This is a genomic window from Allokutzneria sp. NRRL B-24872, assembly GCF_002155965.1.
Taxonomy (GTDB): Bacteria; Actinomycetota; Actinomycetes; order Mycobacteriales; family Pseudonocardiaceae; genus Allokutzneria.
On sequence record NZ_MUMH01000200.1, the window covers coordinates 1 to 12,696 of the forward strand.

Here is a 12,696-nt window from a genome sequence, read left to right on the forward strand (position 1 = left end):
CCGCCGCTGCGCGACGGCGGGCAGGCGCAGTTCATCGACCAGCCGGTGCCGGACCCCGCGATGACGAGCACGGCGGCCACCCGGCAGTGGGCGCTGGAGCGGCTGCACCTGCCGTTGACGCAGTCCGACCTCGCGGGTCACGCGCGGATGAGCCTGCGCACCTTCGCCCGGCGTTTCCGCGACGAGGTAGGGGTGAGCCCGGGGCGCTGGCTGATCCAGCAGCGGGTGTCGCGGGCGCGGGAGCTGTTGGAGGCCAGCGACCTCTCGGTGGAGCAGATCGCCGGGAAGGTCGGCTTCGCGACGGGGACGTCCTTGCGGCAGCACCTGCGCGAGGCACTGGGGATCTCGCCGGTGGCGTATCGCCGGACCTTCCGGACCGAGACGGTGTAGCAGTCGTGCAGCGCGAACTCGCCCACCAGCTCGATGAGCGCTTCGATCCACCACAGCTGATCTGGCAGACCGGACACGACCGGACCGACCGCCACGGCGATCTGCCTGAAGTGCTCAGCGAACTTGCTTCCCATACAAGAGCGTCGATCGGCGACCGCCGAAATCGACACCCACGGGCGCTACTTCCCGTTCGCTGAGCGCAGCGTGCGCATCGTCTCCGCGAGGCCCGCCGCGGCTTCGGGGCCCAGCGGAGCGAGCACGCGGCGGCGCAGGATCTCCGCGCACGCGGCGCGCGCCTTGTCGGCGATCTCGGTGCCGTGGTCGGTGAGCGCCGCGTAGATCACGCGGCGGTCGGTCTCGCACGGCTCTCTTCGGATCAGGTCGGCCGCGACCATCCTGTCGGCCACTTTGGTGAAGCCTCCGCTGGTCAGCGCCGCCTCGTGGGCTAGGCGGGTCATCGGCATCCGCCGCTCCGGCGAGCGCACGAGCCGCAGCAGGATGTCGAACGGGGCGGGGGCAAGGCCGAAGCGCTCGGCGATCTCGTCCATCAGGCCCTGGTGGGTGGCCAGGTAGCCCTCGATCACCAGTCCCCACAGCGTGACGACGTCGTCGTCGGAGTCCAGCTGGGCGGGCAGCGCGCGCGGCGTCGTCATACCGACAGCGTAGCCCACGGTATCTTCTGAGAAGACCTCTTGCGCGGAAGAGAAATCGGGGTTAGCGTCTGCCTCACCACGGACGAGGAGGAGTCATGTCGATCAGCACCAGCGGCCTGCACCACGTGACGGCCATCGGCGGCGATCCCAACCGCAACGTGGACTTCTACCTGCGCACTCTGGGGCTGCGCCTGGTGAAGACCACGGTCAACTTCGACGACAACGGCACCTACCACCTCTACTACGGCGACTCCTCGGGCAAGCCGGGCACGCTGATGACCTTCTTCCCGTGGCCGGAGGCGCCGAAGGGCCGCGTCGGCACCGGGCAGGCCAGCGTCACCGCCTTCTCCGTGCCGGAGTCCTCGATCGGCTGGTGGAAGCAGCACCTGGAAGCCACAGGCGTTGACGTCAGCCGCGTTCGCAACAGCGACAACGAGGACACGCTGACCTTCCGCGACCCCGACGGCCTGGTGCTGTCGCTGGTGGCGCACCCGCAGGGCGATCCGCGCGACCCGTGGGACACCGCGCTCGTGCCTGCGCAGCACGCGATCCGCGGCCTGCACTCGGTGACGCTGTCGGTGACCAAGGAGGACGCGACGGCCGCGATGCTGACCAACGACCTCGGCCTGCGCTTCGTGCACCAGGACGAGAACCGGCTGCGCTTCGAGGCGGGCGACGGTGGCGCGGGAGCGCTGGTGGACGTGCTCGTCACGCCGAACGCGCCGCGCGGGTTGACCGCCGCCGGGACCGTGCACCACGTGGCGTGGCGGGTGCCGGACGAGCAGACGCAGGTGTCCTGGCGCGAAGAACTGGTCGACAAGGGCGTGAACGTCACCTCGATCATGGACCGCCAGTACTTCCGCTCCATCTACTTCCGCGAGCCCGGCGGCACGCTGCTCGAAGTCGCCACCGACACCGGCGGCTTCGACATCGACGAGCCGTTGCTGGAGCTCGGTCGCGCGTTGAAGCTGCCGCCGTGGCTGGAGCCCAAGCGCGAGCAGATCAAGGCGATGCTGCCCGTGCTTGACCTGCCTCGCGAGAACAACCCGGAGGTCGTGTCTTGAGCGAGTTGGAGCACCGCTTCGTCGAAGGTGACCCGGAGCTGCCCGTGCTGTTGCTGCTGCACGGCACGGGCGGTGGGCCGGACGACCTGCTCGGCCTCGTCGATCACCTGAGCCCGGGATCGGCGACCCTCGCGCCCGCCGGGCCCGTGTCGGAGAACGGGATGGCACGGTGGTTCCGCCGGTTGGCCGAAGGCGTGTTCGACTTCGAGGACGTGCTCGTGCGCGCGCACCAGTTGGCGGACTTCGTCGAGGGCGCTCGCGAGCGCTACGGCTTGGGGGAGCGGCGGATCGTCGCGGTCGGTTTCTCCAATGGCGCCAACATCGCCGCCGCGGTGACGCTCGTGCGCCCGGACGCGCTCCGTGAGGCGGTGTTGTTCGCGGGAATGACGCCGTTGCCTGATCCACCGCTGCTCGACCTCTCGGCCAGCCGCGTGTTCCTGGCCAACGGGCAGCGCGACCCCATGGCGCCGCTGGCCTCGGCGGACCGGCTCGCGGGACTGCTCGGCGAGCGCGGGGCGTCGGTCACCCGGAGCCTGCACCCGGGCGGTCACCAGATCACCGCGGACGGGCTCGCGGCTGCCCGCGAATGGCTTTGACCGGCCCGTTCGGGCACGAGCGGGCCGGGGAGCCGGGAAGGCGCTTTCCGGTGCTGTCCGCCAGCGGTGTGGTTTCGGGCGGTGGTATCGGTTGCGCGGACCCGATCGGGCGGGCGGCGTGCCCGGTTCGGGTCCGGGTGCGGAATGCGTGCCAGATGTCCGACATTGGCCAGGGACAAATGTCATGGAAGTTAGTCAGCGGAGTTACCGAACGTGATGCCGAAGAAGCGCGGCCCTTTTTCGTACTCCTTCTTTTTTCGGATCACTTGACTCTGGTCGCCGGGTGTGTCTGAGCGCACGGGTGATCCACGTCTCGCTCCGTTCGGGGGATCTCCCCAGTTGTGCCGCGCTCGTGCCGTTCACTCGCCGGTCACCTGCCATGATCGTCGGCCCCTGCGGCACGCTGGGGCGGGGCTGCTCCGGTTGGCCAGGCGCGCTGTCAGCCGATGGATGGACGTCGACTCATCGGGCCACATCAGAGTTCGTTAATCATCGCTGTTCTTTAAGGTCCCGTGATGTGCCGGAGTGGTCCCGTCCTTCGGCGAAGCCACCAGCGAAAACCATGATCCGAGCCGTTCTCGGAGAGCGCGGAGTGGGGTTTGCGTTAAATGTCATTCTCTTCATGCGGGCCGTGTCGGAAGGCTCCTCGGGCGAGTCGGGCTGGGTAGTCTCTTCGTCGTGGTAGCGCTCTCACCTCGGGGGTGCCGCCGTGGCGGAAGGGAGCTGGCCCGCGTGGTGGAGGACGACGTGCGTGACGGTGGGCGACCCGTTCGTCCCGCGCGTGTCGTCGGCCGCTCCACGGAGGTCGCGGCACTGACCGCTCGTGCCCGATCGGCACTGTCCGGGCGTTCGCAGGCGGTCGTGCTGCGCGGCCCCGCCGGGATCGGCAAGAGCCGCCTGATCGAGGACCTGCTGCCCGGTCTCGCGCTCGAACACCGCGCCACCGTCCTGCGCGCCGACTGCCGCGAGGTCACCAGCGGGGTCGGCTACGGCGCGGTCCGCGCGCTGTTCGCCCCGCTCGGCATCACCGACGAGGACGACGCCCGGTTGACCGCGAGCGCGCGGTGGGCGCTGCCCGTGCTGGCCGAGAACGCCGCGGCGGACGGCCTCGGCGACAGCCCGTCCTACCGCGTGCTGCACGGCCTCTACTGGCTGGTGGTCAACCTCGCCGCCGAGGCTCCGCTGGTGCTTGTGCTGGACAACGCGCACTGGTGCGACGAGCGCTCGCTGCACTGGCTGGACTTCCTGCTGCGCCGGGCCGACGACCTGCCGCTCCTGGTCGTGCTCGCGCACCGCGGGCCTGGCAGCGCCGGGCTGGGCGCGCTGCTCACCCACACGCGGTGCACCTCGCTGGACCTCGGGCCGCTGAGCGCCGACGAGATCGCGGAGCTCGCCGCGGACACGCTCGGCGCCCGGCCGACGCCCGCGTTCCTGCGCGCCTGCGTGGAGGTCTCCGGGGGTAATCCATTGCTCACCGCGAGGCTCTTCACCGAGCTGCACCGGGATGGCGCTTTCCCCGATGACGAGGCCGTCGCGCGAGCGCGGGTGGTCGGCCGGGACGTGCTGGCCTCCTCGGTGCTGCTGCGCCTGGCCGGGTTGCCGGAGCATGCGCGGGCGGTGGCGCTGGCGGTCGCGGTGCTCGGCGCGGCGGTGCCCGGGGGCGGGGCCGACATCGTGAGCATGCTGGCCGGAGTGCAGGCGCGGATGGTGGGCCTGAGCACGGAAGCCTTGCGGCGCAACGAGGTCCTGCGCCCGGACGAACTGGACTTCGTGCACGACGAGGTGCGCGGGGCGGTGCTCGCCGCGACCCCGGCGGACCAGGTCGAGCGCCTGCGCATGCGGGCGGCGCGCCTGCTCAACGACGCCGGGCGGCCCGCCGAGGAGGTCGCCAACCAGCTGATGCTGCTGGCGGAGCTGCCCGAGCCGTGGATGCTCGGCGTGCTCACCGACGCCGCCGCGCAGGCCGAGCAGCGGGGCGCGCCGGACGCGGCCGCGAGCTATCTGACCCGAGCGCTGGAGCACGTCGAGCCCGCCGCGCAGATCCCGATCCGCGCACAGCTCGCGCGCTGCCTAGCGCACACCGATCCCGTTGGCGCGCTTGACCAATTGGGTCGCGTACTGAGCCTGAGCACGGACGTGCGGCAGCGTGCCGAGGTGGCCGTGCACTACGGCCTCACCGCGCTCGCCACGCAGAAGGCGCCGGAAGCGACCGCCGTGCTCAGCGGAGTCCTGGCGGAGCTGGGCGAGGCGATCGGGGACGAACCGACCGCCGCCGACGCCGATCTGCGGACGCGGTTGTGGGCGGCATTGCTCTTCGTCGGCTCGGACGAGAAGACCACGATGCCGGTGCTGCGAGAGCTGGCCCGCACCATGCCGTTGCCGCACGGGGAAACGCCTGCCGAGCGCGGAGTGCTGGCGATGGCCTCCTCGCTCGCGGCGGTCGAGTGCAAGCCCGTCGAGCACGTGGTGGACCTGGCGCGGCGGGCGCTGCGCGGCCCCACCGGAGCGCTTCCGAGCTGGGCGGTGCTCAACGCCGCGTTCACCCTCCAGATGGCCGACAAGACCGACGAGTCGCTAGCGGCCTTCGGCTCGGTGCTGGAGGACAGCCGCGAGCACGCGAACCTGTGGTCCTACTGCATGACCTTGGCCAGCCGCGCGGTGCTGCACTACAGCGTGGGGGATCTGGCGGAGTTCACCGCCGACATCCACACGGCACACGCGGTGTTCGAGCAGGAGCCGTGGGACAACGCGGGCATGGTGCCGTGGGTGGGGCTGGCCGTCGCGCACCTGGAGCGAGCGGAGCTGGACGAGGCGGAGAAGGCGTTGGCGCGCGTGCGCATCGACCGCATCGACGACCTCATCTGGGAGGGACCGCACTACCTGATGGCCGCCGCGAGGCTGCACTGGCGGCGCGGTGATCTCGACGGCGCGCTCGACCACCTGTTCCGCTGCGGCGCGATCCTGGAGGAGTCGGGCATCACCAACCCGCTCTACGCGCGGTGGTGGATCGACGTCGCGTGCATCCGCGCGGAGCAGGGGCAGCAGCGCCACGCCCGCGAGATCGTCGAGCGCTCCCAGGACCTGGCTCAACAGTGGGGAACTCTGCGCGGTGTCGGCCTCGGCCTGCTCGCGGAGGGGGTGCTCGCGGAGCCGAGGCGCGCGGTGCGGGTGCTGAGCGAGGCGGTGGACGTGCTGTCGGGCACCTCGGCCCGGCTCGACCACGCGCTGGCGCTGTGCAAGCTGGGCCAGGCGTCGCTGTGGGTCGACGAGGCGAAGGGCGCGCGCGAGCACCTGCGCGGCGCCCTCGACCTCGCGACGCGGTGCGGCTCGCAGGTGCTGGCCAACGAGGCGGGCAGGCTGCTGGTGTTCGCGGGAGGGCGGCTGCGCAAGGAGATCCGCTCACCGCTCGACGGGCTCACCGGCAGTGAGCGCCGCGTCGCGGTGATGGCTGCTGAGGGCAACAGCAACCGCGAGATCGCCGAGTCCCTGTTCGTCACCGTCCGCACCGTCGAGGTGCACCTGACCAACGTCTACCGCAAGCTCGGGCTCAGCCGCCGCGCGGAGCTGCCCGGTGCGCTCGCCCGCACCCCGGCCTCGGAGAAGGGCACGGCGTGAGGGCCGTTGCGGAGCGCCGCGGCTGGCGCGACGAGGACGAGCTGGACCTGTTGGTGGACCGGGGAACCGAGCTGGACCTGCTGAGCCGGTCGGTCACCGGGCTCTCGCTCGGCCGCTCGGCGCTCGTGGTGATCGAGAGCCGTCCCGGCGCGGGCCGGACGGCGTTGGTGCGCCGGACGATCGCGCTCGCCGAGGCAGCGGGCATCCGGGTCTGCGCGGCGCGGGGCTCGCGCACCGAGTCCGAGCTGCGCTACGGCGTCGTCTCTCAGCTGCTCGCGGCGTTCCCGGACGCGGACTGTCCAGTGTGGACGGACACGCGGTGGGCGGAGTCCGAGCGCGAGTCGGAGGTGCTTCCCGCGCTCTGCCGGGAATTCCTCGGCCTGGCCCGCCGCGAGCCGCTGCTGGTGGTGGTCGACGACGCGCACTGGTCCGACCCGAGCTCGGCGCGCTGGCTGCGCGCGCTGGCCCGTCGGCTGCGCGAGGTGCCGCTGCTGCTGGTCGTCGCGGGCAACGACGGCTGCCGTCCGATCGGCCTGCCCGCGATCACCGAGCTGGCCGCGCCGCGCTCCGGTGCGAGCGCGCACCTGCTCCGGCCGCGCCCGTTGACGCAGGCCGGGGTGAACATGCTGCTGGCGACGGCGTGCCCCGGGCCGCTGGACGAGGACTTCAGCCGGGCGCTGCTGCGCGGCACCGAAGGCCAGGTGTGGTTGGTGCGAGCGGTGATGCGGCAGTTCGCGCGCGCTGGGCTGGCGCCGACCACGGAGCACCTGCGCGAGCTTCACGAGACGGCGGCAACCGAGCTGGGCGACCGGGTCGCTCGACTGATCAGCGCGCTGCCGGAGGAGCTCGTCGGCTTGGTGCGCGCGCTCGCGGTGTGCGGGTCGCGGCTGGACTTCCGGCTGGTGTGCTCGCTGGCCGGGCTCCGCACGATGCCGGAGTCCGAGGCGCTGGCCCGGCTCGAGGGCGTCGGCCTCGTGCGGCCGGGGGACGAGCCCGAGCTGTCCGACTCCGTGACCGCGTCGCGGGTGCTGTCCACGATGCCGGAGCACCAGCGCGCTGAGCTGCACGCCGCCGCCGCTGAGCTGGGACACCGCTCCGCGATCCCGGACCGTGACGTGGCGGGCATGCTGCTCGGCGCGACCCCGGGCGGCCAGCCGTGGGCCGCCGAGCTGTTGTGCCGTGCGGCGGCGCGGGACCGCTACGGCGCCCGGCCCGCGCGGGCGATCCAGTTCCTTCAGCGCGCGTTGAAGGAACCGCTGAGCGAGCCCGTGCGGGCGCGGCTGACGATCGAGCTGGCAACGGCGGAACTGGGCTCGAAGCCGGTCGCGGGCGCGCGCCTGCTGGGCGAGGTGATCAGCGGGCCTGGTGGTCCCGAGGTCGCGGAGTACCGCATCGCGGCGGCTGATGTGCTGCTCGCGGGCGGCGAAGTGGGCTTGGCGCGCAGGCACCTCGCGAGCGCGCTGCGCCGCACCGGCCAGCCCCACGCGCGTGTGCTGACGGCGCTGTACTGGCTCACCGAGATCGTCGACGGCGCGGAGGAAGAGCCGTTCGCGCCGGGTGGCAGCACTCCGGCGTGCAGCGAGAACGACCGTGTGACAACGGATTCCGCACAGGCGGGCGTGCTCGCGTGGCGCGAAGCGCTCAACGGCACCGGCTTGGAGCGCGTGCGCGCGTCGGCGCGGGTGGCGCTGCGCCCGAACGCCGGCGGTGGCGTGCTGATCTGCCCGAGGATGGCGGCGGCACGGGCGCTCGTCCTCACCCGCGACTGGGCGGAAGGGCTCGCCGGGCTGGACCAGGTGCTGATCGAGGCGCGCCGGGTCGGCGTGAGCATGGTGCTCGCGTCGGTGCTGGCGATGCGCGCGGGGCTGTGCCTGAGGATGAGCCGGGGCAGGGACGCGGAGCGCGACCTCGCCGAAGCCTTCCGGCAGTTGCCGTTGCGCGAGTGGCGCCCGCTCATCGCGCCCGCCGCCGTGGCCGTGCAAGCCGCTGTGCACCTGGAACGGGGTGATCCCGAAGCCGCGGGTCGTGCGCTGGACAGCTTCGCCGCCGCGCTGCCGATCGGGGCCACCGAAGGCATCGCGTGGTGCCACTTCCTGTTCGCCCGCGCCAAGGTCCAGCTCGCCGTCGGTGATCCGAAGGCGGCCGTGGCGCACCTGCGGGAGTGCGGGCGGCGCCTGCTGCACCACCGCGTCGGCAACCCCGCGGTGATCCCGTGGCGCTCCACCGCCGCGCTCGCCCTTCACGCGTACGGCGAGCAGGACGAAGCGGAGCGGCTGCTGGCCGAGGAGCGCGCACACGCCCGCACCTGGGGCGAGCCGACGTTCCTTGGCAGCGCGTTGTTGGCCTCCGCGCACGTGCTCGCCGACGCCAGGACGGAGAAGGCGGCGGCGCTGCTGGAGGAGGCGAGCGGGCTGCTGGGCGACGCGGTGTTCGAACAGCTCTCCGGGTGCCGTCCCGAGCTGACCGTGCTGAGCGAGGCGGAGCGCCGCACCGCCGACCTGGCCGCGCGCGGGCACTCCAACTCCGAGATCGCCGAAGAACTGGCGCTGAGCAGGCGCGCCGTTGAGCTGAACCTGAACCGGGTCTATCGCAAGCTCGGCCTGTCCGGCCGGGGAGAGCTGGTGGCCGAGCTCGGCCATCGGGGCAGGGGGGAGTAGCCGCCGTGTTGCTGGAGCGGGAGTCCGAGCTGGGCGTGGTCGCCGGGGCGCTGCGGCGTGCCGGGGCGGGCAACGGCTCGCTGCTGGTCGTCACGGGTCCGCTGGGCAACGGCAAGACCGAGCTGATGCACGGGCTGGCCGAGCTGGCGGCGCCCGGCGTGCGCGGTGGGCAGGCGCCCGCCAAGGTGCTCCAGGCCAGCGGCGCGGTGCTGGAGCAGGACTTCGCCTTCGGCGTGGTGCGCCAGCTCTTCGAGCCCGCGCTGGCCGCGGCGCCCGCGCACACCCGGGAGCGCTGGCTGGACCACGCCGCGGGCTTCGCCCGGCTCGCTTTCGCCGACGACAGCCCGCCGACCGAGGGCCGCGCGCCCGCCGCCGTCGCGCAGGCGGTGTTGCAGGGGCTGCAAGCCCTGGCCGCCAACATGAGCGCCGACCACCCGCTGCTGGTCCTGGTCGACGACCTCCAGTGGGTCGACGCCCCGTCCCTGCGGTGGTTCGGCTACCTCGCCAAGCGGCTGGACCGCCTGCCGGTGACCGTGGTGGTCAGCGTCCGCGAGGGCGACCCGCGCTCGGAACAGCCGCTGATCTCCGAGATCACCGGCTCCGCGACGCGCACGCTGCGCCCGCGACCGCTGAGCCAGGGCGCGATCACCGAGCTGGTCCGCGAGCAGTTCGGCGAGGCGGGCGACGCGGACTTCGTCGCGGCGGTGCACGACATCGCCGGCGGCAACCCGATGTTCCTGATGTCGATCCTGCTGAACATGGTGGTGGGCAGGCGGCGCCCGGTCGCCTCGGAGATCGAGAACGCCAGGATGCTCGGCCCGTCGATGTTCCGCGACCGCCTCGTGGCGTGCCTGCGCTCGCAGCCGCAGCCGATCCGGCAGTTCGCCAACGCGATGGCGCTGCTCGGCGAGCACGCCGACCTCGAACTGATCGGGCGCCTGGCGCGGCTGGACTCCGTTGGCTGCACCGAGGCCGTCCGCGTGCTCGACCGGCTCGGGCTGCTCGCGCCGGGGCCGATGCCGCGCTACATCCACCTCACCGTGCAGGACGCGGTCGAGGAGTCGATGACCGTCGAAGAGCGCGCGCGGGTGCACATCAGCGCCGCGAAGCTGTTGCACGGCTGCGGTTATCCGGCCGAGCAGGTCGCGGCGCACCTGCTCGCGGTGACCGCCCCGCAGGACAGCTGGGCGATCGAGGTGCTGCGCTCGGCCGCGCACACCGCGCTGCGCAGGGGCGCTCCCGAGGTCGCGGCCCGCTACCTGCGCCGTGCCCTGGTGGACTCCTCCTCCGACGGAGAAGACCGCGCGATGCTTCTAGTCGATCTAGCGACCGCCGAGCGAGGTTTCGACCCGCCCGCCTCCGTCCGGCACATCTCCCAGGCCGTCCCGCTGCTCAGCACCGCCAAGGACCGCGCGGCGGCCGTGGTGCGGATCGCGCCCTCGGTGCTCAACGCCGCGCCGCTGCCCGTCGGCGACCTCGTCCGGCAGGTGGCCGCCGAGCTGGGCGACCCCGACACCCTGGCCGGACCGGAACGCGAACTGGCTCTGCGACTGGAAGCCCGGCTGCGCTACACCGGCCAGGAGGACCCGGCGCAGCTGGCCGAGGCGGTCGACCGGTTGCTGGCGATGGGACCCGATCCCGGCACGAGCACCGGCTCGGAGCGCGAACTGCTGGCGGTGCTGCTCTACGCCGCGATGATGAGCCAGAAGCTGCCCGCCGCCGAGATCGTCCAGCGCGCCAACCGCGTCCTGGAGCGCGAGCCCGCGACCGCGTCGCACGTGCACACCGCGTTGCCGTTGCTGGTCAGCACGCTCGCCGCGGCGGACTCCGTCAAGGTCGTCTCGTCGTGGCTGGACATCGCGTTGGAGCAGGCGCAGCGGCAGAAGGCGACCGTCGGCAGCACGTGGATCTACGCCGAGCAGGCGTTGGTGCTGCTGTGCTCCGGCAACGTCGGCAAGGCCCGCGCCCGCGGCATCGAGGCGTTGGAGCTGGTCGACGCGGAGTGGGTGGAGGCGACGACGCTCGCGTCCTCCGCGCTGACCACGATCGCCATGGACACCAACGACGCCGAGCTGGCGCGGTGGTTGCTCGACCGCAACGGTGAGCGCGCCGGGCGGACGCAGTACGGCGTCTCCCACCACGCGATGCACCAGCTGCTGACCGGTTTGGTGCGCGCGGCCGATGGTGAACCGCACGCGGCGTTGGAGTACCTGCTCGACGCCGGTCAGTGGTTGGAGCGCGCGGGCTGGCACAACCCGGCGGTCTACCCGTGGCGCGGGTGGGCGGCGGCTGTGCAACGCCAAACCGGTGATCTGGCGGCGGCCGCCGAGCTGATCGAGGAGGAGAGCGCGCGAGCGCTGGCGTGGGGTGCTCCCGCCGCGGCCGGTCGTGCGCTGCGCGCGCAGGCCAGCCTGCACGGAGGCACCCGCGGCGTCGAGCTGCTGACCGACGCCGTGGACCTGCTGCGCACCTCCTGCGATCGGTTGGAGCTGGCGAAAGCGTTGGCGCAGTTGGGCTCCCGGCTCCAAGAGCACGGAGACCCCACCTCGGCCGACCGCCTGCTCCGGGAGAGCCGGGCGCTCGCGCAGGCGTGCGAGGCCGGGCCGCTGGTCGAGCTGGCCGCCCCCGAATCCCCTTCAGCGCCAGTGGTCGTGGCCGGTCCCCAGCAGGCCGCGCTGACCAAGACCGAGCTGCGCGTGGCCGGGATGGCCGCCGCTGGTGGCACCAACCAGGAGATCGCCGACGAACTGGGCGTGAGCCTGCGAGCGGTCGAGAAGCACCTCACCAACTCCTACCGCAAGCTCGCGGTCCCCGGCCGCGCGGGACTCGCGGCGGCTCTTTCCCAGCACTCCGCCTGAACACAGCCCTCCCGAAACCGTCGCCACCCCGCCCTGAACCGGCGTGCTGGCGGCGGTTTCCGGCGTTCAGGGGGTTCCGGGGGACCGCTCGGGCGGCGCCGTGACGCGTCGAGCGCTGGTCGCGGCGGTGGTGCGCCCGCTCACCGGTGTCCGGATGCCCGGCTGGGCGCGGCTCGGACTTGAGGATGATTCGACTTTTCTGATGGGTGAGCGACGGCCCCCGGCGAGTGGTCACGCCGACTTCACCGAGAATTGTCATTGGAGGTCATCCCGCAGAACTACACCGCCTGGGTCGGGGGAGTTACAACCGCATCCGCGATGATCGCCCGCGCGGCCGGAATACACGCCCAATAGTGCCTCTGAGCTGCGATGAGGACGTTTTGACGTGATCTTCACGCGAAGCGGGTGACCGTACCGAACCACCGGTACCGCACCGGTGCACCGAACCTTCCCCGGCGTCGGACCACAGTGTTAGGGGTTGGTCCGTCTGCGCGTTGAAGCCGTTCGAGTGAATACATAGTCTTCATTTTGTGACCGAGAGCGGAGAAGTAGTTCCCGCACCGGTCGAAGGCCAATCTGGATGTGTGCCTGAAGTTGGGGTGGTTCTGATGACCGTCATCGCAAGAGACATCGCCGGAGAAGGCGTTGGGCGGGTCCCGGCTGAGCTGCCGAAACGCTGGTCGCCGGCCCCGCTGTCGCGGCAGGTCGACCTCTACAAGCCGCTTTTCGAGCGCTCCGGCATGTGCATGGCGAATCTCGACCCGGAATTGCGCGTCCGCGATGCCAACGCCGATTTCTTCCGGCAGTTCGGCAGGCGCTCGGCCACCGTGCACGGCCGCCGTTTCCAGGACTTCCTGCACCCC

The 12,696-nt window shown here is 72.1% G+C and carries 8 protein-coding genes; 7 read left to right on the forward strand and 1 reads right to left on the reverse strand.

The features are described from left to right. On the forward strand, window positions 1-390 hold a 390-nt coding region (locus CCN37_RS35325; protein ID WP_143261962.1), incomplete at its 5' end, for a helix-turn-helix domain-containing protein. Between the two features lie 179 nt (window positions 391-569). Here CCN37_RS35325 and CCN37_RS35330 read toward each other — a convergent pair. Further along, window positions 570-1,043 (reverse strand): MarR family winged helix-turn-helix transcriptional regulator, encoded by a 474-nt coding sequence (locus tag CCN37_RS35330; protein WP_086829431.1) that lies wholly within the window; start codon window positions 1,041-1,043, stop codon window positions 570-572. 95 nt (window positions 1,044-1,138) lie between these two features. On the opposite strand from CCN37_RS35330, the gene CCN37_RS35335 reads away from it, so the two are divergent. The 6 genes from CCN37_RS35335 to CCN37_RS35360 form a co-directional block, all read left to right on the forward strand. Further along, window positions 1,139-2,107, forward strand: a complete 969-nt coding sequence (locus CCN37_RS35335) for a ring-cleaving dioxygenase (RefSeq protein WP_086829433.1) — start codon at window positions 1,139-1,141, stop codon at window positions 2,105-2,107. Further along, window positions 2,104-2,703 carry an alpha/beta hydrolase gene (locus CCN37_RS35340; RefSeq protein ID WP_086829435.1) on the forward strand — a complete coding sequence of 200 codons (600 nt, stop codon included), beginning with the start codon at window positions 2,104-2,106 and terminating at the stop codon, window positions 2,701-2,703. The genes CCN37_RS35335 and CCN37_RS35340 overlap by 4 nt, the downstream gene beginning before the upstream one ends. A gap of 678 nt (window positions 2,704-3,381) precedes the next feature. Continuing rightward, the gene (locus CCN37_RS35345) at window positions 3,382-6,318 is read left to right on the forward strand and encodes an AAA family ATPase (protein ID WP_210408350.1); all 2,937 of its coding nucleotides are present in this window, start codon (window positions 3,382-3,384) and stop codon (window positions 6,316-6,318) included. Beyond that, entirely contained in the window at window positions 6,315-8,975 is a 2,661-nt protein-coding gene (locus tag CCN37_RS35350; protein ID WP_086829439.1) for an AAA family ATPase, read from the forward strand. The genes CCN37_RS35345 and CCN37_RS35350 overlap by 4 nt, the downstream gene beginning before the upstream one ends. A 5-nt stretch (window positions 8,976-8,980) precedes the next feature. Then, on the forward strand, window positions 8,981-11,833 hold the full coding sequence (locus CCN37_RS35355) for an AAA family ATPase (protein WP_086829441.1): 2,853 nt from the start codon (window positions 8,981-8,983) through the stop codon (window positions 11,831-11,833). Between the two features lie 608 nt (window positions 11,834-12,441). Further along, a partial coding sequence (locus CCN37_RS35360) for a PAS domain-containing protein (RefSeq protein ID WP_371505545.1) occupies window positions 12,442-12,696 on the forward strand: 255 nt, incomplete at its 3' end.

Excerpts from the sequence above, each read along its gene's own strand:
- CCN37_RS35330 (WP_086829431.1), bottom strand. The coding sequence starts at position 1,043 with ATGACGACGCCGCGCGCGCTGCCCGCCCAGCTGGACTCCGACGACGAC.
- CCN37_RS35335 (WP_086829433.1), top strand. The coding sequence starts at position 1,139 with ATGTCGATCAGCACCAGCGGCCTGCACCACGTGACGGCCATCGGCGGC.